16 protein-coding genes, 4 tRNA genes and 1 pseudogene are annotated in these 21393 nt (G+C 42.9%); 13 read left to right on the top strand and 8 right to left on the bottom strand.

Going from position 1 to position 21393, the window contains the following annotated elements; genetic code table 11:
- The first annotated feature begins 13 nt into the window (after positions 1-13).
- Positions 14-967: a DUF58 domain-containing protein gene (locus ORQ98_RS03945; RefSeq protein WP_274687477.1), complete on the top strand. Its 954-nt coding sequence runs from the start codon at positions 14-16 to the stop codon at positions 965-967.
- A 6-nt stretch (positions 968-973) separates the two neighbouring features.
- On the top strand, positions 974-3031 hold the full coding sequence (locus ORQ98_RS03940; protein WP_274687476.1) for a transglutaminase TgpA family protein: 2058 nt from the start codon (positions 974-976) through the stop codon (positions 3029-3031).
- A 124-nt stretch (positions 3032-3155) separates the two neighbouring features.
- On the opposite strand, the gene moeB is transcribed toward ORQ98_RS03940, so the two are convergent.
- The 3 genes from moeB to ORQ98_RS03925 are packed head-to-tail and all read right to left on the bottom strand — an operon-like array spanning position 3156 to position 5900.
- Positions 3156-4583 carry a molybdopterin-synthase adenylyltransferase MoeB gene (gene moeB, locus ORQ98_RS03935; protein WP_274687475.1) on the bottom strand — a complete coding sequence of 476 codons (1428 nt, stop codon included), beginning with the start codon at positions 4581-4583 and terminating at the stop codon, positions 3156-3158.
- Positions 4567-5013: a M67 family metallopeptidase gene (locus ORQ98_RS03930; RefSeq protein ID WP_274687474.1), complete on the bottom strand. Its 447-nt coding sequence runs from the start codon at positions 5011-5013 to the stop codon at positions 4567-4569. The genes moeB and ORQ98_RS03930 overlap by 17 nt, the downstream gene beginning before the upstream one ends.
- Positions 5010-5900, bottom strand: a complete 891-nt coding sequence (locus ORQ98_RS03925; RefSeq protein ID WP_274687473.1) for a PLP-dependent cysteine synthase family protein — start codon at positions 5898-5900, stop codon at positions 5010-5012. The genes ORQ98_RS03930 and ORQ98_RS03925 overlap by 4 nt, the downstream gene beginning before the upstream one ends.
- Positions 5901-6166: 266 nt before the next feature.
- Between ORQ98_RS03925 and ORQ98_RS03920 the strand changes: the two genes are divergently transcribed.
- From ORQ98_RS03920 to ribA, 3 genes and pseudogenes are all read left to right on the top strand, one after another.
- Positions 6167-6658 (top strand): hypothetical protein, encoded by a 492-nt coding sequence (locus ORQ98_RS03920; RefSeq protein WP_274687472.1) that lies wholly within the window; start codon positions 6167-6169, stop codon positions 6656-6658.
- A 428-nt stretch (positions 6659-7086) separates the two neighbouring features.
- Positions 7087-7506 (top strand): annotated as a pseudogene (locus ORQ98_RS03915) (NADAR family protein); the annotation flags it as partial.
- On the top strand, positions 7498-8133 hold the full coding sequence (gene ribA / locus ORQ98_RS03910) for a GTP cyclohydrolase II (RefSeq protein ID WP_274687576.1): 636 nt from the start codon (positions 7498-7500) through the stop codon (positions 8131-8133). The pseudogene ORQ98_RS03915 and the gene ribA, both read left to right, overlap by 9 nt.
- A 63-nt stretch (positions 8134-8196) precedes the next feature.
- On the opposite strand, the gene acnB is transcribed toward ribA, so the two are convergent.
- Both acnB and ORQ98_RS03900 read right to left on the bottom strand, forming a co-directional pair.
- Complete coding sequence (gene acnB, locus ORQ98_RS03905) at positions 8197-10782, bottom strand: bifunctional aconitate hydratase 2/2-methylisocitrate dehydratase (protein ID WP_274687471.1); 2586 nt, start codon at positions 10780-10782, stop codon at positions 8197-8199.
- Between the two features lie 448 nt (positions 10783-11230).
- On the bottom strand, positions 11231-12100 hold the full coding sequence (locus ORQ98_RS03900) for a universal stress protein (protein WP_274687470.1): 870 nt from the start codon (positions 12098-12100) through the stop codon (positions 11231-11233).
- A 176-nt stretch (positions 12101-12276) separates the two neighbouring features.
- Between ORQ98_RS03900 and ORQ98_RS03895 the strand changes: the two genes are divergently transcribed.
- Positions 12277-12897 (top strand): MiaE family protein, encoded by a 621-nt coding sequence (locus ORQ98_RS03895; protein ID WP_274687469.1) that lies wholly within the window; start codon positions 12277-12279, stop codon positions 12895-12897.
- 442 nt (positions 12898-13339) lie between these two features.
- On the opposite strand, the gene ORQ98_RS03890 is transcribed toward ORQ98_RS03895, so the two are convergent.
- Both ORQ98_RS03890 and ORQ98_RS03885 read right to left on the bottom strand, forming a co-directional pair.
- Positions 13340-14071: a UDP-2,3-diacylglucosamine diphosphatase gene (locus ORQ98_RS03890; protein WP_274687468.1), complete on the bottom strand. Its 732-nt coding sequence runs from the start codon at positions 14069-14071 to the stop codon at positions 13340-13342.
- Between the two features lie 2 nt (positions 14072-14073).
- Positions 14074-14571 (bottom strand): peptidylprolyl isomerase, encoded by a 498-nt coding sequence (locus ORQ98_RS03885; protein WP_274687467.1) that lies wholly within the window; start codon positions 14569-14571, stop codon positions 14074-14076.
- Between the two features lie 301 nt (positions 14572-14872).
- Between ORQ98_RS03885 and ORQ98_RS03880 the strand changes: the two genes are divergently transcribed.
- Both ORQ98_RS03880 and cysS read left to right on the top strand, forming a co-directional pair.
- Positions 14873-16576, top strand: coding sequence for a glutamine--tRNA ligase/YqeY domain fusion protein (locus ORQ98_RS03880; RefSeq protein WP_274687466.1), 1704 nt, complete (start codon positions 14873-14875; stop codon positions 16574-16576).
- A 20-nt stretch (positions 16577-16596) separates the two neighbouring features.
- Positions 16597-17979: a cysteine--tRNA ligase gene (cysS, locus tag ORQ98_RS03875; RefSeq protein WP_274687575.1), complete on the top strand. Its 1383-nt coding sequence runs from the start codon at positions 16597-16599 to the stop codon at positions 17977-17979.
- Between the two features lie 257 nt (positions 17980-18236).
- On the opposite strand, the gene folD is transcribed toward cysS, so the two are convergent.
- Positions 18237-19094 (bottom strand): bifunctional methylenetetrahydrofolate dehydrogenase/methenyltetrahydrofolate cyclohydrolase FolD, encoded by an 858-nt coding sequence (gene folD, locus ORQ98_RS03870; RefSeq protein WP_274687465.1) that lies wholly within the window; start codon positions 19092-19094, stop codon positions 18237-18239.
- 297 nt (positions 19095-19391) lie between these two features.
- On the opposite strand from folD, the gene ORQ98_RS03865 reads away from it, so the two are divergent.
- The 5 genes from ORQ98_RS03865 to tig all read left to right on the top strand — a co-directional run bounded on the left by ORQ98_RS03865 (position 19392) and on the right by tig (position 21355).
- A tRNA-Pro gene (locus ORQ98_RS03865) sits at positions 19392-19468 on the top strand.
- 33 nt (positions 19469-19501) lie between these two features.
- Positions 19502-19578, top strand: a tRNA-Arg gene (locus ORQ98_RS03860).
- Between the two features lie 75 nt (positions 19579-19653).
- A tRNA-His gene (locus ORQ98_RS03855) sits at positions 19654-19729 on the top strand.
- Positions 19730-19753: 24 nt separating this feature from the next.
- Positions 19754-19838: transfer RNA gene (locus ORQ98_RS03850), tRNA-Leu, on the top strand.
- 152 nt (positions 19839-19990) lie between these two features.
- On the top strand, positions 19991-21355 hold the full coding sequence (gene tig, locus ORQ98_RS03845; RefSeq protein ID WP_274687464.1) for a trigger factor: 1365 nt from the start codon (positions 19991-19993) through the stop codon (positions 21353-21355).
- The last annotated feature ends 38 nt before the right edge of the window (positions 21356-21393 follow it).

The raw sequence follows: 21393 nt of genomic DNA, 5'->3' as shown, positions 1-21393 counted from the left end.
TGAGAAGGCCTTAATGAATATTGCAAAGCAGTGGCAAGCGTATTTCAGTAGTTGGCTAAACCGGCGTATTCCTCCCAGTCATCAAGTCACACTTAATCAAAAGCGGCTTTTTATCCTGCCCAGTCGTACAGGTTATATCCTGTTATTTGTGGTGCTAGCGATTTTTCTGGCAGCGGTTAATTATGAAAATAGCATGAGCTTTGCTGTTGCTTTTTTGTTAATCAGTCTGTTTGTTGTCGCGATTTTGCATACTTACAATAATTTAGCGGGTATGGAGTTGATAGGTGTGAATGGAGGAGCCGCACATGTAGGGGATGATGTTGGGTTTGAATTAAAACTGAAAGCCAGTACACCAAAAAAAGGCCATGAGTCGGTTCGTTTATATTGGCCACAAGGGATACCTCAGCTGGCGTCTATTGAACCTGCAGGTGAAACTAATGTAAAAGTATTCTTGCCTGCTGAGCGACGAGGCTATTTTAAACCAGGGCGGCTTTGTATTGAAAGTTATTATCCATTGGGTTTATTGCGCTGCTGGACCTGGGTAGATTTGGATATTACAGCATTGATTTATCCAAAACCGATTAAGTGCCATCTGCCTTATTTTGAGTCTGCCAGTATTGAGGGGCAAACCCTGGCTAAAGATGGGGTGGAGGACTTTGCTGGGCTGCGGGACTATCATCCAGGAGATGGATTACGTCATATTGCCTGGAAACAGTATTCAAAAACTGACACCCTATTAACCAAGGATTTTTCTGCATTTACTGATCGGCGGCGTTGGTTGGACTGGGAGAATATCCCAGGGGCTGACCTGGAAATAAAACTATCTCATCTCTGCTATTGGTGTATGCGCTGTGAGCAATTTCAGGAAGACTACGGGTTACGTTTGCCTGGTATCACGATAGAGCCAGGTCGAGGGCAAATGCATTTGCGCCGTTGCCTGACTGAATTAGCATTATTTCAGGTGTAGTGCATCATGAAAATTGGCCACCAACAAATTCCCCGCTCCGGTCTTATTTGGTTATTACTGACTCAAGCACTGGTTATTTTACCCCAGCTGGCTCGATTACCTATTTGGGTCGTGGTGGTTGCCGTTATTTGTGCTTTGTGGCGAGTGATGATTTTCCGCAGCCGTTGGTCATACCCTAAATTATGGATAAAAGTCCTGGTGGTAGGGGCTGCAGTGATTGGCACCTTATTTCATTATGGTACGATCGTTGGGTTGGAGGCAGGTGTTGCCTTATTAGTAACCACCTTTTTGTTAAAATTGTTGGAAATGAAAAATCTGCGGGATGCTTACCTGGTGATTTTTCTAAGTTACTTTGTAGTGGTCACTGAGTTTTTATACTCACAAAGTATTTTAGTGTCCAGCTATATGCTGTTTACCTTACTGGTTATTACTTCTGCATTAGTAGGGTTGCATACTCCTCACCTGGGTTTTCAACCGTGGCGCACTTTCAGAAAAGGCGCGGTATTGATTGTTCAGTCAATTCCATTAATGATTTTATTGTTTCTGTTTGTACCAAGAATTAGCCCATTGTGGCGGGTGGAGTTTCCACAAACCAATGCTAAAAGTGGTGTGAGTGAAACCATTAGCCCTGGTGATATTGCCAATTTAAGCAAATCTGATGGGTTGGCATTTCGTGCAACGTTTAAAGGGGATATTCCTTCTAGAGATTTTCTTTATTGGCGTGGTTTGGTGATGAGCCATTTTGATGGTCGCCGCTGGACCCAAGGGAGCCGTGAATTAGGGCAAGCCAGTAAATTATCTACTAATCTTGCCCAGCTGGAGTCACCATTACTGAGTTGGTCCAACCAGCCTGCCAGCTGGGAAAGACGCATGGAAAAAATAGGCAAAGTCTATGAGTACGATGTGATCATTGAGCCTACTCAACAACATTGGTTATTTAGTTTGGCTAGTCCAGAAAATACTGATAGCAATATAGCGTTAGTCAGGGATTTTCGCCTAGTGGCTGCCGAACCTATTACCCAACGCAAGCAGTATACTGTTAAATCATACCCCGATAGCCATCAAGATAAAGACCTACCTGTGTGGCTAAAACGAATGAACTTGCAGTTGCCGCCTTTTGGTAACCCAAAAGCAAGAGTAATGGCTCAGCAGTTCTGGGAGACTAGTGGTAAATCCGTTGAAAATTATGTTGAAAAAATATTAGTGCATTTTCGACAAGAGCCTTATTTTTATACCTTAAAACCCCCTTTATTAGGACGTGATAGTGTTGATGAGTTTTTAATCAATAGTAAAAGAGGCTTTTGTGCTCATTATGCCAGTGCATTTGTATTCCTAATGCGTGCGGCTGGAATACCGGCACGTATGGTGGCTGGTTATCAGGGAGGAGAAATTAATAAAGCCGGTAATTATGTGCAAGTTAGACATTTTGATGCCCACGCTTGGGCAGAAGTATGGGTGCCGAAGCGAGGCTGGGTGCGAGTTGACCCAACGGCAGCAGTAGCGCCAGAACGAGTCGAAGATGGCCTGGAAGCCGCGGTGGCGGAAGAGGGTAGCTTTTTAGCGGAGAGCCCACTATCTCCCTTGCGATTTCGCAATGTACCTTTCTTAAATAATGTACGGATGCAATGGGAACTGCTGGAATATCAGTGGCAACGTTGGGTGCTTAATTATGATCAAGCTGCTCAGCTGGAATTATTTGAGCGCTGGTTTGGCGGCAAAAACTGGTATGTTATTGTGTTTACTATTGCAGGCAGTATGTTTGCCCTCATTGGCTTACTGGCATTATGGATTATCTGGCGGCAACGGCCACAGGCTAAAGACCCTGCAAGCCAGTGCTATTTGGCTTTTTGCAAGCGCATGGAAAAACATGGACTGACTCGAAATATCAATGAACCACCCCATACCTTTTTAGCACGAATAAAACAGCTTCAGCCAAAATTATCAGCTAAAGCAACGGTAGTCACCAAACTCTATGTAAAACTGATGTATCAGCCTGTGGTATTAACATCTCAAGAGCGCAAGGAGCAGTTAGCGCAAATGAAAAGTGCAGTGAAGAGTTTGTAATAAAAGAATTATATTAGATTGTTAGTTATAATATCTCTATCTTGAGTCATTTTTAAGTGTAAATAGTAAGTGGTGCATACTACTCGCAGCGAAGGGGTATAAAAATCATTCGCGAAGAGTATAGTTAATATTTCACCATGGATGGTTCGATCTCATTCGCCCAGGCAATAATACCACCGGTCAAATTAACCGGTTTTTTAAAACCATGCTGAAGCAGTAATTCGCAGGCTTTAGCTGAACGGCCACCAGTTTTACAGTGCACGATTATTTCCTGTGCTTTATCAAATTGATTTAATTGACTGGCAACTTCTGCCATAGGAATATGGACACTATTTTTGATACGACAAATATTGACTTCGTATTGTTCTCGTACATCTAAAATGGTTAGTATTTCCCCTGCATCAATTCGTTGCTTTAGTTGTGCGACGGATATTTCCTGATATTGTTTTTGGGCTGGATGCTTAGGTATGCCACAAAACTGTTGATAATCAATGAGCTTGGTAATGCTAGGTTTATTACCACAAACACAACAGTTTTTGTCTTTTTGTATTGCCAGCTCATCAAAGCGCATACTTAATGCATCATATAGTACCAAGCGGCCGCTGAGGCTTTCGCCGGCACCTGTAATGATTTTAATGGCTTCTGTGGCTTGAATAGTGGCAATGAGTCCAGGCAGTACCCCTAATACCCCACCTTCTGCACAAGAAGGAACCATTCCTGGAGGTGGGGGCTCAGGGTATAAACAGCGATAACAAGGGCCATCCTGGTAATGAAATACTGTTGCCTGGCCTTCAAAGCGGAAGATACTGCCGTATATATTGGGTTTATTTAATAAAATGCAGGCATCATTTACCAGGTAGCGGGTAGGAAAGTTATCAGTACCATCAATCACTAAGTCGTAGTCTTTTATAATATCCAGAGCGTTATCTGTAGTGAATGCTTCGTTGTAAGTAACAATATTGACATAAGGGTTGAGCGTTACCAACTTGGCTTTTGCTTGTAACACTTTTGCCATGCCTAAGTCATTATTGGTAAACAATATTTGTCTTTGCAGGTTGGATTCTTCAACCACATCATGGTCAATAATGCCTAGTTTGCCAATACCTGCTGCGGTTAAATAAAGACTTAAAGGAGAAGCTAAACCGCCTGCACCAATAATTAATACCCGAGCGGCCTTTAATTTTAATTGGCCGGTTTCACCTATTTCTGGCAGCATTAGATGACGGCTATAACGGCTTAATTCTTTAGGTGACAGGGCTTGTTCGGCTATTGAACCGCCGGCAATCGCAGGGACGATGCGTAGCTCACTGTTTTCAGGTAATTGAGTTTGCATGCCATTTTGTTGTTTAATATCTACTTTATTCAGATATATATTGACAAAATTACGTAGTTGACCTGCTTCATCAAATAATTGTGATTTAAGTTCGGGATACTGGCTACACAAGTTGTGTATCGCTTCTTCAACCGTATTTGCTTCAAGTGTGAGGCTGCTTTGTTGTTGGGTAAAGCGACGTAAAGGTGAGGGAATTTTAATATTAATAGTTGCTTGCATGGGTGTTTCCTTCCACTTGAATGGTTTCAGGAAGAAACTGACTGCGGTCGTTAGTGAGTTGCCATGAGCGATAGCGGGCTACTTTGCTGTTAACCACTGAAATAATAATATAGCTGATGCCTGGCCAGGCATGCAGGCGGTCAAATTCAGAAGGTACAGCAGGGTGGTCTGGGTGAGAGTGAACAATACTAATAATGGTCAAGCCTTGTTTATCAGCGTTATCTTCAACTTCTTGATAGGTAGCAGGGTCAATGAGAAAGCGCCGTTGACTATTGGTTGTTATTTGATTATTGCACGAGTAATAGTAATAACCTGTCGTGTGGTTAGTTTGCGAGTGTCCAATAATCAAACCACAGCTTTCACTTGGATAATTTTGCTGGGCGTGGTTCAACATGGCATGGTTTATTTCCGTTGTAATATAAATTGTCATGACCAGAGACCTGCACTGAAATAGCGTTCGCCTAAATCGTTCAAGAGTGTCACAAAGACACCAGCAGATACCTGCTTCATTATTTTAATGCTAGCAGCCAGATAGGCACCGGAGGATTGGCCTACAAAGTAACCTTGATGAGATAGGGCATAGCAATATTCTTTGGCTTCGTCAGCGCTGATAGGTATCCACTCGTCGACTAACTGTTGTTGAAAAATATCAGGAACAATATCTGTTAGCTCTCCTAAAGGTTTTAAACCCTCTATACCAGGCCATCGCTCTGGTAGTACAGCACAGATTTTAACAGTTGGATAGATTTCTTTTAGGCGACAAGCAATCCCTGTAAGTGAACCGCCGGTACCCACTCCACCAATAAAGTAGGTAATTGGGTGTTTTACTTGATTAATAATTTCACAACCGGTGCCTTGATAATGGGCTTCAACATTGTAAGGGTTGGCATATTGATTACAGAAAAAAAACTGATCGGGTGATTGTTGATATACTGATCTGACATGATGAAGCGCTTTGTCATATCCTTCCAAGGGATCAGTTTCGATTAACTCGGCACCATGAGCTTTAAGACGACTCTTGCGTTCATCACTGGCATTGCCTGGAATAACAATACAAACATGGCGGTTAATTGCTCGACCCAACATGGCATAAGAAATGCCTGCATTGCCACTACTGGAATCCAGTATCACTTTATTTTCTGGAAGCTGGCCGCTGTTCAATGCATGAAGCAACATGGATTTAACTGGCCGATCTTTAAGAGAGCCACCTGGATTAACCCATTCTGCTTTTGCATAAAGAAAAATATTTTTTTTATCCGGGCTAAAGTAGCTTAGGTTGATCAGCGGGGTATTGCCTACTAAGTCAAGCAACTCCATATTGTTTCCTTCCAGTTTTTAGATATAAAAATAAAGCGGTATATACTCGCAGCGAAGGGATCTAAAAAATAATCGTGAAGAGTATATAAAGTGTTAGCGTAATCTATTAAGACGGCTACAATTTTTGAGTTAATAAAGTTGGTGTTTTTATATGATTTTTATCTATACCTAGGGTGGAGAGTGAGCTGGTTATAGTTAAATTTTTTATTTCTTGGTTGAGTAGCGTTAAAATAGCCTTAATTACTCTTCTCGTTGAGGGTTAGATAATGCAGTGGAAGTGGATAGACTACCAGCAGGAGTTTAATCAGTGTAATCAATTAATGATGATTTGCATTAATAATTTGACGTTGCAGGACTGGCGGAAAGCTATCAGGTTTTTTAGTTTAACCAAAGCAAAACTCCATTTATTTAAAAAAGGAAAAACCCTGGTTCAGCCTAATAATATGACTGACTTAGCCCATTTGGTAGGAGATGATTGTCTGCTAGCGATAGATTTAGGGAAAGTTCAACTTTTTGGTATTTTAAAATGCAAGGCAATACTTAAGTTGCTATTTAGTTCATCGCAGATAGATTGTGAGGCAAATGCAAATGTTGTATTTCGGGTAATGTCCACTCTAGGGCGACAATTAAATAAACCAGTGATGCTAGTGACAGAACAAAATAGGGCTCGACCAATATTTTACTATTTACCCCGCCAAGGTTTGACGTATTTGTCTTTAAGGGATCAAACAAATAATTATAAACAGTCAGTATACTAGACGCTAGGGTATCATTAAATGTACCCACTAATGTATTCCTTGTATTAGACATAATAAAATCAGGCGCCTTATGCTTTACTGTTTGTGTTTTATACAGTTTATGCTGTTTACCAGGTTATCTCCTATAAAAAATAATTGGCATGCAATACCTTAAATGAACTTAATATGATAGTTAATATTTTTTCTTGGTGTTAAATAACCTTTTGCCAGTTTTTATAATATGTTGATTTGTCAGAAAGTATTTTCATTGATTGATGAATGATGATGTGAGTATTTAGTCATTTGGCTGTAACTGAATACTCTCTTTTTTTTATTAATTCATTTGTCTTCTACTGCTGGCTAACCCTTTGCAATTTGTTTGGTAAATTGAGTTAAAGCACTTTATTTGCTTAATAAACTGGCCAGTAAGTTTGGCAGGGAGTAGAGAAATGAATAATATGATTCGCTTTTATGAGCCTGATCAGTTGTATGGCTTTTTATCTAATTTTGCTGAAAATCCTATTATTGTCGATGGTGTGGAATGGCGTACCAGTGAACACTTTTACCAAGCCAGCAAATTTATGGCGAGGGATATTACGTCTCAAATTTATCATGCGGCAACACCAACAGAGGCGTTTCAACTAAGCCGAGAGTATTCCCGTCAGGTACGTAGTGATTGGGAGCAAATTAAAGACAGTGTGATGTTGAGAGCATTACGTTGTAAGTTTTCACAACACAATCAATTAGCTTATTGGTTAGTGGCTACAGGAAATAACATACTGGTCGAGCATTCTTTTAAAGATAGTTACTGGGGGGATGGTGGTGATGGCAGTGGGCTTAACCGATTAGGTGAGTTATTAATGCAGGTACGTGAAGAGTTGGCAAGTCAGCATCCTCATCAACTGGTTCGTTATGTAGAGTCTGCTCAATTACCGATGGATATGGGCACTTTTACCATGCATGGTTTTGTTGAAAAGAAGACAGGTAAGGAGCATGTCGCGTTAAGTTACGGTGAAATTGATACCAACAAACCAGTATTAATTCGTTTACACTCTGAATGTTTAACAGGTGATGCATTATTCAGCTTGCGCTGTGATTGTGGTTTTCAATTAAATAAAGCACTAAAAAACATTGTTGAACATGGCAGCGGTGTATTACTTTATTTAAGACAAGAAGGGCGAGGTATTGGCCTGTTAAATAAAATTCGAGCCTATCACTTACAGGATGAAGGTGCTGATACTGTTGAAGCTAATGAAAAGCTTGGTTTTGCAGCTGATATGCGGAGTTATGACTTCTGCAAGGGGATTTTACACTATTTTGGGATTAATGAAGTAAAACTGATGACGAATAACCCGAGAAAAGTCAACTCATTAACTAAAGCGAGCATTAATGTCGTGGAAAGAGTGCCATTAAGAGAAGGGCGTAATCCTTACAATAATAACTATTTAAATATTAAAGCAAGAAAGCTAGGCCATATGTTGGATGAAATTGTTTAGCAGTAACTTTTTGTGGATAGCAAAAAACCGGCAAAGTTGCCGGTTTTTTTTGGTTGTGAAGGATTAAGCTGTCGCTTTATCCGTTGCAATAATTTGATTAGCCGCTTGTTGGAACGACTCAATCTCATTGAAGTTCATATAGCGATAGATGTCTTTAGCCATGCTATCAATATTTTTTGCATAATCCATATACTCTTCAACGGTTGGTAATTTACCCATAACGGATGCAATCGCTGCTAATTCTGCAGAAGCCAGATACACATTGGCACCATCACCTAGTCTATTTGGAAAATTCCGCGTTGAGGTTGAAACGACCGTGGCGCCAGGAGCAACACGCGCTTGGTTACCCATACATAACGAGCAACCAGGCATTTCAGTTCGTGCACCAGCCCGGCCATAAATATTGTAATAGCCCTCTTCCATCAGTTGGTGCTCATCCATTTTAGTCGGTGGTGCAATCCACAATCGAGTCGCCATTTGGCCTTTCATTTGGTCCAGTAATTTTCCGGCAGCACGGTAATGACCAATATTGGTCATACAGGAGCCAATAAATACTTCATCGATTTTATCGCCAGCCACTTCTGATAATGGTTTAACATCGTCTGGATCATTCGGGCAGGCTAAAATAGGCTCTTTTACCTCTGCTAGATCAATATCAATAATAGCGGCGTAATCAGCATCTGCATCCGCTTCCATCAATTCAGGGTTAGCCAGCCAGGCTTCCATCGCTTGAGCACGACGCTCCAGGGTTCTTGCATCGCCATAACCCTCTGCAATCATCCAGCGTAACAGGGTAATGTTGGATGTGAGATACTCAATAATGGGTGCTTTATCCAGCTTAATAGTACAGCCCGCTGCAGAGCGCTCAGCAGAGGCATCGGATAACTCAAAAGCCTGTTCTACTTTCAGGTCAGGCAGGCCTTCAATTTCTAAAATACGGCCAGAGAAAATATTTTTCTTGCCTTTTTTCTCTACGGTGAGCAAACCTTGCTTAATAGCGTAGTAGGGGATTGCATTAACCAAGTCGCGTAAGGTTACCCCTGGCTGCATTTCACCTTTAAAACGAACCAATACTGACTCGGGCATATCCAGTGGCATCACTCCAGTGGCAGCAGCAAAAGCGACTAAGCCAGAACCAGCAGGGAAAGAAATACCAATAGGAAAACGGGTATGTGAATCACCACCAGTACCTACGGTATCGGGCATTAACATACGGTTTAACCAAGAATGAATAATGCCATCACCTGGACGCAAAGAAACACCGCCGCGGTTTTTAATAAAATCGGGCAGGGTGTGTTGGGTATCGATATCGACAGGTTTGGGGTAAGCGGCTGTGTGGCAGAAGGACTGCATCACTAAATCAGCAGAAAAACCTAAGCAAGCCAAGTCTTTCAGTTCATCACGGGTCATTGGCCCAGTGGTATCTTGTGAACCCACGGTAGTCATTTTAGGTTCGCAGTATTGACCAGGTCTTACCCCTGTTACCCCGCAAGCACGACCCACCATTTTTTGTGCTAGGGTATAACCTTTGCCTGTGTCAGCAGCATCGGCTGGGCGTTTAAATACATCAGATGGCTCAAGGTTTAAAAATTCGCGAGCCCTATCTGTTAAGCCTCGGCCAATAATTAGTGGAATACGACCACCGGCGCGTACTTCGTCTAAAATGACGTCTGTTTTTAAAGTGAATTCGCTGATTATCTCGTCACTATTATGCTTTTGTACTTTTCCTGCGTAAGGATAGATATCGATGACATCTCCCATATTCAGGCTGTTGACATCGCATTCAATAGGCAGGGCTCCCGCATCTTCCATGGTATTAAAGAAAATAGGAGCAATTTTGCCACCTAATACAAAACCGCCATCGCGTTTGTTTGGAATATAAGGAATATCATCGCCCATATACCAAAGCACGGAGTTAGTTGCTGACTTTCTAGAAGAGCCAGTACCAACAACATCGCCAACATAAGCCACAGGGTGACCTTTGGTTTTCAGTTGCTCGATTACTTCCAGTGGATTACCTTCTAACCCAGGCCGTGGGTTTTTCAGCATAGCCAATGCATGTAATGGAATGTCAGGACGAGACCAGGCATCGGGAGCAGGGGATAAATCGTCGGTGTTGGTTTCCCCAGGTACTTTAAATACAGTTAAAGTAATTTTTTCGGGTACAGAGGACTTTTTAAGAAACCATTCTGCATCAGCCCAAGACTGCATAACTTTTTGGGCATTGACATTACCTGTCTTACATTTGTCTGCCACATCATGAAAAGCATCGAACATTAATAGGGTATGCGACAGTTGTTCTGCGGCAAGCTCTCCTAAACGGTCGTGCTCTACTAGTTCAACCAGGGTGGCAATGTTGTAGCCACCGAGCATGGTGCCTAACAGTTTAGTCGCATGGGCAGAGTCAATTAACGGAGAGTTGGCTTCTCCTTTAGCAACGGCAGAAAGAAATCCGGCCTTTACATAAGCAGCCTCATCTACCCCTGCAGGTACTCGGTTAGTAATCAAGTCAAGTAGGAAGTCTGCTTCACCTGCGGGTGGATTTTTCAGTAACTCAATTAAACTGGAAACTTGTTCGGCATTGAGAGGTTTTGGCACAATACCTTGTGCGGCGCGTTCTTCTACATGGTTGCGATAGGCTTCGAGCACTGTAATACCCTCATCAGTTAGGCCTGCCTGTTATTATTGACTGGCAGATCATTGGTCACGGTTGTTATCGAGGCTATGTGGTTAAGAGGTGTAAGTAATGAAGTTGCTAAATAACGTTCAAAATGTTGCCTGTTGATTGTAAGGCACTTGCAACCCATTACTACTAATGAGTATACACTACGCTGATAAGACTAGAGTTAGTGTATGTTGTATGTGCAGTTGATTCCTCTGGCGATGACCTAACCAAAATTGGTTTGTGTAAAATCATCTATACCCTTTGCAGAGCCCCTTAACGAACCTGTTTTGCGCCAGGAGTATAACGCATCGGCCGCAAAAAAGTTAAGGTAATCATAAGACTGGCGTTGCCATAATCGTTATTCACTAAAAAAATAGTGGATTAGCCAACGCCTTGATGACAGTTGTTGCTAACTTTCTGTTCCGAGTTTAGTTATTTATTTTCCAATACAGACTCCAAGCTATCCATAAATTGATTGGGTCTTAAGGTGAGAATGTCACAGTCCAGCTCATCAAGCAGGTATTCAGCGGTGTTTCCTATCACTGCTCCACTAAGCCCTTTGCGGGCAACTGTGCCCAATACAATGAGTGGTGCATTTAACTTTTTAACCAGAGTTGGGATTAGGCTGGTAGCAGGGCCTTCTCCAATGTGGACTTGTTGTGGTGACATTGAAAACTTATCCAGATACTTCTGGCATGCTTGACGATATTTGTCTTCTAGTAAAGCCGCATTCTGGAAGACTGGATCAGGTGATGAAAGCATTGGAGGGGGATAAGCACTGATAATATGGCAGTTGCTGTCAGAAAACTCAGTAATTGTTTGTGCATATTTAACAATCACATCATTTAATATTTGGTGGTTATCATCCTGCGGATAAGCATCAATGGCTGCAACAATAGGCTGATCACGCCAACTATTGGTTTGCTTAACAATAAGCACCGGTACTGTCGTATAGCGAAGCAACTTCCAGTCTACAGGTATGTTAATTAATCGTTTAACTTCATTTTCTTGAATCGCTTCTTTAATGATTAACTGGCAGCGTTCGGCTTGCTGAAAGTGAATGACCGTTTCGTGAAATGACTCATGCCAGGCCTGGTGAGGTACAGCATTTAGGCCTTCCTGGTGTAGTGTGCTGACTTGGGCATTAAGCCAGTCTTCCCATTGATTATTGGGTCTCTTATTGCAAGCCAATAAATGAATTGTGGCACCTGTAGCCTGGGCAATTAACTTTGCCCGCTTTAACGCAAAAGAGCCAGTTGCTTCTGGATTGACAACTACTAGCATTCGTTTAAGCGCTTCCATAAGAGCTCCTTGGCGAATATTAAAAACACAAAGTACAAGTCAGATTATGATAATAAAGCTTAATTTAAACGTCTGTTTGATTTGTATCAAGCTCATTTGCAAAACAAGTTAGCTTAGGGGTGTTGTAAGTGTAAACGCATCCGTATAATGCATGACTTTTTACTATCGCGTTTGTTATGAAACAGTTGCCTGAGCTAAAAGATTTTTTATTGTGTGAAACCCCAGATAGTTGGGTATCTGCTGCGTTACAGCATCCTGAAATTTTGCTGATTGATCATGCCCATTGCGAGAAAAAAGCAGCGGCTACGGCATTAAACTTGATGTTCCGCTATGTGGATAAAGTGGATTTGCTGAATAAGATGTCCCGGTTAGCCAGGGAAGAGTTACGGCATTTTGAACAGGTGCTGGCTATTATGGTGAAGCGGGGCATTGAATACACCCACCTGAGCCCTTCACGTTATGCAGGAGAATTGCGTAAGCTGGTAAGGACTCATGAGCCAGCCAGGCTAGTTGATACGCTTATCGTGGGCGCCTTTATTGAGGCACGTTCTTGTGAGCGCTTTGAAAAACTAGCCCCGTATCTTGATGAAGAGCTGACTAAATTTTATCTCTCATTATTAAAATCAGAGTCGCGACATTTCCAAGACTATTTAACCCTGGCAATTGAAGCAGCGGGTGAGCCGATTGATGAGCGAGTGGCTTTATTTGCGGAAAAAGAGCAAGCACTGGTGCAGGCTTTAGACGACGAATTTCGTTTTCATAGTGGGCCACTAGAAGCGGTTACCGCTGAGTCATAAAAAGCTATTTATTGGCTGATGGGTAAATTATTCGTCTGCTGTTGCAAAAGGGTGCTGAAAATAAGTCTAGTGTCCGATATGGAATAACAGGATATTCTTCCACCGCTCTTGAAGTACCATCCCTGGCTCATCAAGAGCTAAAGCGACTTCCCCCTTTGCAAAGTGTCGCGAAAGTACCACAAATCAAGTCCCTTCTCCCCCGCGGGGGAGAAGGGCTTGCTTACTACTGTAAAGCAAGCGATAGCAACTTTAATTGCTAAATAAGTGCTACCGAAATCAGTAGCTTAGAACTTTAGCACAATCGAACTTCCCCCTTTGCAAAAGGGGGATTGAGGGGGATTTTTATATACAAATAAGGCAAAGATGGTTTATAACCCTGATCCATTGAAATCCCCCCTAGCCCCCCTTTATTAAAGGGGGGGAAGTACCTTTTGCGATTCTTCTATGGATTGATAGGAAAAGAATCCAGCTGATACTGACCATCCGGCTGCCAACGTAATACCCAGCCATTTTTATCCCAGTCACCAAGCACTATCCGTTTGCCAGGCTTTCCATTTAGCCTAGTTAAATCATGAATCTTTGGACGATGGGTGTGACCATGAATCATGATTTCCACTTGGTGATCAGCCATCACCTGAAGTACTTCTTCTGGTGTTACATCCATTATCTCCAGCGACTTTTGCTGCCCTGCTGTTTGACTTTGCTGGCGAAGCTGTTGACCGAGTGCAATGCGCTCTGGAATTGACATGGCGAGTAGCTTTTTGATCATCTCTGGATGACGAAACTGCTGGCGAAAGGCCATGTATTCAGTGTCTTTTGTACAGAGGCTATCGCCGTGCATCAACAAGACTTGCTGGCCATATAAGTCAACAACAGTTGGGTCATTAAGTAGCTGACAACCAGTTAATTGGCAAAACTGCTCGCCGATTAAAAAGTCACGATTACCATGCATAAAGTAAACAGGCAATTGTTCGCTTAGATTTTTCAGGCTAGCTAAGATAGGTTGATGAGCTGGCTGGATGGCATCATCACCCAGCCATACTTCAAAAAAGTCCCCTAAAATATAGAGGTTATCAATGCCTTGAGTTTGCTGGGCAAGAAATTGCAAAAACGCCCGAACAATTTCCGGGCGCTCTGCTTGTAAGTGTAAGTCAGAAATAAACAGCGTTGACATTGTTACTCTGCAACGATTTCAGCTGACTCAATAATCACATCTTCTTTGGGGACGTCTTGGTGAAATCCAGCAGAGCCAGTGGCAACGGCACGAATTTTTTCCACAACCTCCATACCGTCAACCACTTCGCCAAACACTGCATACCCCCATCCGTCTGGTGACTTTGAACGGAAGTTAAGGAAGTCGTTATCAACGGTGTTAATGAAAAATTGAGCAGAAGCTGAGTGAGGGTCATTAGTTCTAGCCATTGCGATAGACCCTTTTTTATTAGTAAGACCATTGTCGGCTTCATTTTCAATCGGGTCGCGGGTCTCTTTTTGATTCATACTTGGCTCAAAACCACCGCCTTGAATCATGAAGTCTTTAATCACGCGATGGAAAATAGTGCCGTTGTAGTGACCACTTGTTACATATTCTTCAAAGTTAGCCGCTGTTTTTGGGGCTTTCTCGTGGTTAAGTTCTAGCTTAATGTCACCAAAATTGGTGTGAAGAACGATCATGGTAGTGCCTTAAACAGGTTAAATGGATGAAGAGCTGCGAGTTGTTTAGTCAATCTATTACACAGCTCATGTTGAAAAAAACTGTAATTACAACTGCTCAATATTTAATTAATAATAAGGCAATTTTTAGGCAAAGCCTAAAGATTGCTTCTTATCTGGATTCATTGGCGGTTATAATAACTGTTTTGCTTATGCTACGGAACATTTTATCCAAACGATAAGTGTGCTATGTGTGGCGAAAAGCAATCAATCAAAATTTACGGGCGAATGTTAGCCCCGTGAGGTGAAGCTTTTAATTATTATGGCTACAAACGACACTGAAAATAATGTGGTGAAACCAACTAACTTTATTCAACAAATTGTTGAGCGTGATCTAGCGGCTAATAAAAATGATGGCCAGGTGCAGACACGCTTTCCACCAGAGCCAAATGGTTACCTGCATATTGGTCATGCTAAGTCTATCTGTCTTAACTTTGGCTTAGCTGAGCGTAATGGTGGTGCCTGTAATTTACGCTTTGATGACACCAATCCAGAAAAAGAAGAGCAGGAATATATTGAGTCAATCAAGCAGGATGTTGAGTGGTTAGGGTACCAATGGCAGGGGGAACCTCGGTTTGCTTCTAGCTATTTTGAGCAGTTTTATCAGTATGCCATTGACCTGATTAATGCAGGTAAAGCCTATGTTTGTAGTCTATCAGCTGATGACGCACGTACGTATCGTGGTACCTTGACTGAGCCAGGCAGAAATAGCCCCTATCGGGAGCGTTCTGTTGAAGAAAACCTAGCGCTGTTTGAGCAAATGAAGCAGGGGGAGTTTGACGAAGGCTCTCATGTGCTTCGGGCAAAGATTGATATGGCCTCGCCAAATATGAATTTGCGAGACCCAATTATTTATCGTATCCGTAAGGTTGAGCACCATCAAACAGGTGATAAGTGGTGTATTTATCCCATGTATGATTTTGCTCATGGTCTTTCTGATGCGATTGAAAGTATTACTCATTCTATTTGCACCTTAGAGTTTGAAGATCATCGGCCACTTTACGACTGGTTTTTAGATCAGCTGGATGTGCCTACTCATCCGCAACAAATTGAGTTTGCCCGGCTGAACTTGAACTACACCGTCACCAGTAAGCGTAAATTAAAGCAGCTGGTAGATGAGCAAATTGTTGATGGCTGGAATGATCCAAGAATGCCAACCATTGCGGGGATGCGCAGACGGGGTTATACCCCAACAGCGGTGCGTAACTTTTGTGAAGCGATTGGTGTCACTAAAAGCGATGGGGTCGTTGATGTTGCTATGTTAGAGCATGCGTTAAGGGATGACCTGAACCAACATGCACCTCGGGCAATGGCGGTATTAAGACCATTAAAAGTGGTGATTGAAAATTACCCAGAAGGGCAGGTAGAAATGCTGAAGGCACCTGTTCATCCGCAAGATGACAGTCGGGGTACTCGCGAATTACCTTTTGCTAGAGAAATTTATATCGATCAGGACGATTTCAAAGAGCAGGCGAACAAGAAGTTTAAGCGCCTAGTATTAGGCAAAGAAGTACGATTGCGCAATGCCTATGTGATTAAGTGTGATGAAGTGATTAAGGACGAGTCAGACAATATAGTTGAGCTGCGTTGCAGTTATGATGCTGAAACATTAGGTAAAGATCCAGAAGGACGCAAAGTAAAAGGCGTGATTCACTGGGTGACTGTTGAGCACTCTATTCCTGCTGAAGTACGACTATACGACAGGCTGTTTAATGACCCTAATCCAGATGGTCATAAAGAAGCAGATTTTAAAGACTTTCTTAATCCAGAATCATTAACCGTATTAGAAAACTGCCGTTTGGAGCCTGGATTGGCAACTGCCTCACCGCAGCAAGCCTATCAGTTTGAGCGTGAAGGTTATTTCTGTCTGGATAGCAAAGCCGTTAAGTCTGGACAGCGTGTCTTTAACCGGACGGTCACTTTGCGTGACTCCTGGGCAAAGATTGAAAAAAGCAGTGAAAGCTAAAAGAAGGATAAATTAGCGTGTTGCAAATTTATAACTCTCTTACCCGAAAAAAAGAGCCTTTTCAGCCATTAGTGCCTGGGAAAGTATCCATGTATGTGTGTGGGATGACAGTATACGATTACTGTCACCTTGGCCATGGCCGGGTATTCGTTGCTTTTGATGTCATTGCTCGTTACTTGCGAGCAAAAGGTTACAACGTTAACTATATCCGTAATATCACGGATATTGACGACAAAATTATTCACCGTGCCCAGGAAAATAATGAAGACTGGCGATTGCTGGTTGATCGCTTTGTTGGAGCAATGGATGAGGATTTTGCTGCATTGGGTATTCAGAAACCGAGTCTTGAACCCAAGGCAACAGAGCATATTGATCAAATCATTGCTATGGTGGAAACCTTAATCAATAACGGTATGGCATATGCGGCTGACAATGGTGATGTTTATTATGTCGTAGAAAAGTTTGACAACTATGGTCAGCTTTCTGGCAAGGTGCTGGACGAGTTGCGCTCGGGTGCTCGGGTTGAAGTGGGAGAAGCAAAACGAAACCCACTGGATTTTGTGTTGTGGAAGTCGGCTAAACCAGGGGAGCCCGCTTGGGATTCACCTTGGGGTAAAGGCCGGCCAGGTTGGCATATTGAGTGTTCAGCAATGTCTACCTGCTGTTTGGGTAATACCTTTGATATTCATGGTGGCGGGCCTGACCTTAAGTTTCCTCATCATGAAAATGAAATTGCTCAATCGGAAGCAGCAACGGGTGAAAAATACGCTAATACTTGGATGCATGCTGGTCCTTTACGTCTAAACGATGAAAAAATGTCCAAGTCGCTTGGTAACTTCTTCACTATCCGCGATATTTTGGCTAAGCATCCTGCTGAGTTGATGCGGTTTTATTTGTTGGCTAGCCATTATCGTAGTCCAATGAATTATACCGAAACCAGTATTAATGAAGCATTTAGTGGACTGGAGCGACTTTATACGGCACTACGTGGACTTGATTTGTCGTCTGAAGTGACTGCTAGTCAGTTTTCTGAGCGCTTTAACTTGGCTATGGATGATGATTTTAATACGCCAGAAGCGTTAGCAGTTATGTATGATTTAGCTCGTGAGATTAACCGAATGCGTAAAGCGGATCAGCTTGATCAGGCTACTGTTTTGGCTGGTGAGCTGAAACAGCTAGGGGGGATGTTAGGTCTTCTCCAGCAAGAGCCTGACACTTTCTTTAAAGGTGATGATGAGAAAACGGTTGATGCTGAGCAAGTTGAGCAGCTAATAGCCCAACGTAATCAAGCGAGAGCTGATAAAAACTGGGCAGAAGCAGATCGGGTTCGTGATGAGCTGCAGGCGATGGGTGTGGTGCTGGAAGACAGTCGTGAAGGAACTACCTGGAAGCTTGATCGGTAAATACTGGTAGGGTTTTCTGCAAAACAAATAAAGGCCGTATTATACGGCCTTTATTGTATCTGTACTCTTCGCGAATGATTTTTAGGCTTTGTTACCTTCTCTCTTCACCCCAGTCATTTAGCTTATCTAAACTCCTGGGGCTTCATCGCTCGGTGGCCTCGCCTAAATAATCCTGCGCTGTGAGTATATACCACTTTATTTTTACACCTAAAAATGATTCATGATGGGTATATATTGGGCAAGTTGACTGCTAGGTATTAATAGTCATGTAATTCAGTTGCTGCATAGTAAGTGTTTTCAATCAGGGTGGCGACTGTCATCTGTCCAACACCACCAGGTACAGGGGTAATCCAACCTGCTCGCTGCTTGGCTACTGCAAACTCCACATCACCCACTAAGCTTCCATCATCAAGGCGGTTAATCCCTACATCAATAACAATGGCGCCAGGCTTAATCCATTCCCCCTTAACGAGGCCAGGTTTGCCAACACCGACTACCACAATATCACCACGACGGACTTCAGCTTCAAGGTCTTTGGTGAATCGGTGGCAAGTGGTGACTGTGCTGCCAGCTAATAAAAGCTCTAAGCTCATGGGGCGGCCAACAATATTAGAAGCACCTACTATAACTGCATGCATGCCGTGTAAGCCGACACCTGTTGTTTCCAATAAAGTCATAATCCCTTTGGGGGTACAGGGTCTAAGTAGAGGCATTCGAGTTGCTAAACGACCCATGTTGTAGGGATGGAAACCATCAACATCTTTATCAGGGAGAATTCGCTCTAGGATTTTCTCTGGCTGAATATGGGCAGGTAAGGGAAGCTGAACCAAGATTCCATCAATGGTTTGGTCTTCATTGAGTTGGTCAATTACGCCTATGAGGTCCTGCTCAGTGGTTGAGTTAGGCAGGTTAAATGACTTGGAAATAATGCCTGCTTTTTCGCAAGCTTTCTTTTTATTACCAACATATACAGTTGAAGCAGGGTCATCGCCGACCAGGATCACAGCTAGCCCAGGGGGGCGAATTCCTTTAGAAGTGCGAGCAGCAACGCCCGCTGCAACTTTGTTAATTACATCTGCGGCAATGGCACGGCCATCAATGATTTGTGCGGTCATAGGAGGGTTTCTAGATTACCAGTTTAGAAAGCATGATAGAGGTATAATTGTGGCATGAATCGACAAAGAGGCAAAGTAAGGGTTGGATTAGCTAAAATAAAATTATGTGGTCGACGCTTGTTGGGTAAATGCTCAATTGTCGGTGGGGTGCTTAAGTACTGATCATAAACGGATTTTTTATTAAAAAAGTAAAATCAGGCATTGACGGCAGCAGGGAGTCTCAGTAATATGCGCACCACTCGTCGGGCAGCACGGGCTTCACCAAGAAGCTAGCGCTTCGAAATGACTTGAGTCAACCGGGGTATAGCGCAGTCTGGTAGCGCGCCTGCTTTGGGAGCAGGATGTCGGGAGTTCGAATCTCTCTACCCCGACCAGCTTGATCTCTAGACTATAGCCTGGTAAGTTAGGCGCCCGTAGCTCAGCTGGATAGAGCATCCGCCTTCTAAGCGGATGGTCGCAGGTTCGAGTCCTGCCGGGCGCGCCATAAGATGAGTAAGGCAATGGCTGAAAAGCTATGCAGATAAAGTAAGTAAGCAGTAAGATTTGTACGAGTGCAGTGGTGGGCGTAGCTCAGTTGGTAGAGCTCAGGATTGTGACTCCTGCGGTCGTGGGTTCGAATCCCATCGTCCACCCCAAATTTAAAAATTTGTTAAGATTTTGCGGAAGTGGTGAAATTGGTAGACACGCTGGATTTAGGTTCCAGTGCCGCGAGGCGTGAGAGTTCGAGTCTCTCCTTCCGCACCAATTAATTTGAAATGGGGATAAGCGTGCTTATCCCCATTTTTGTGTTAACAGGCGAAATTTTAGAGGGGAATAGGACTATCCCATTGATAGTCGAGTGAGAATTTGTTTTATTACGCCCTTCTAACAGTTTTTAGGTTTAACGAGGAACAATCATGCAAGTCTCACTTGAAACAACTTCTGGCTTAGAGCGTCGCATGACTATTGTTGTACCTGCGGAGCAGGTAGAAAGCAAAGTTATGGAGCGGCTTAAAGAGACTGCCAAGCGGGTACGCATTGACGGCTTTCGTCCAGGCAAAGTCCCTTTAAGTGTGGTTAAGCGCCGCTATGGTAAAGCGACTCGTCATGAGGTTGTAGGTGATGTAATGCAAGCTTCATTTGTTGAAGCTATTCAACAACAGTCACTTAATCCAGCCGGTATGCCTTCTGTTGAGCCTACCAAAATGGAGCCTGGTGAGGACTTTGAGTTTGTTGCTACGTTTGAAGTATATCCTGCCATAGAACTAGCCTCACTTGCTGATATTAAAGTCGAAAAGCCTGTTGCTGAGGTAACAGAAGCAGACTTAGATAAAATGCTCGAAAACTTGCGTGAGCAGAATAAAGTATGGAAAGAGGTTGATCGTCAAGCGGCGAGTGGCGATCAAGTAACCATCGATTTTGTTGGTAAAATTGATGGAGAGGTTTTTGACGGTGGCTCTGCAGAAAACCATGAGCTAGAGTTAGGCTCTGGTAGTATGATCCCTGGCTTCGAAGAGCAGGTTGAGGGGATTAAAGCGGGTGAAGAAAAAACCATTCAAGTGACTTTCCCTGAAGACTACCAAGCAGAACAATTAGCTGGTAAGTCTGCTGAGTTTGATATTACTGCAAAGAAAGTTGCTGAGTCTGTGCAGCCAGAACTGGACGATGAGTTATTTGCTAAGTTTGGTGTTACTGAAGGTGGCCTTGAAAAATTCCGTGAGGAAGTGCAAAAGAATATGGAGCGAGAGCTTCGTCATGCCATCAAGACTAAAGTGAAAAACCAAGCGATGGATGCTTTGCTTGAAGCTAATCAAGTTGATGTACCAAAGGCGCTGGTTGATGGTGAGATTGATCGGTTACGTGAGCAAGCTGTTCAACAGTTTGGCGGTAATCAGCAAATTGATCCAAAGAACTTACCTGCAGAACTATTTAAAGATCAAGCAGAAAAACGTGTCAAACTTGGTTTGCTGGTCGGTGAACTGGTAAAAGCGAACAATATTGAAGTTGATGAAGACAAGGTAAGGGAAACAATAGAAGATGTTGCTTCTGCTTATCAAGAGCCAGAGCAAGTGGTTAACTGGTATTATGGTAATGAGCAGCAGCTTAATGAAGTTCGCTCACTGGTCTTGGAAGATCAGGTGGTTGATACTATCCTCAAAGAAGCAGAAGTAACAGAAGTAAGCTGTGGCTATGAAGAAGCCATCAAGCCTGCACAGGCTAAAGAAGATACGGCTGAAAAAGAGTCTGAAGCAAACACTGAAGACGGCGCAGAAGAAGCTTAATCCTGTAAACCCTTCCTGAAGTACCGGTCCACTAGACC

This window comes from Spartinivicinus poritis (genome assembly GCF_028858535.1).
Lineage (GTDB): Bacteria > Pseudomonadota > Gammaproteobacteria > Pseudomonadales > Zooshikellaceae > Spartinivicinus > Spartinivicinus poritis.
The sequence above is the reverse complement of the archived record's forward strand: the minus strand, read 5'-3'. Positions and strand labels throughout refer to the sequence as shown.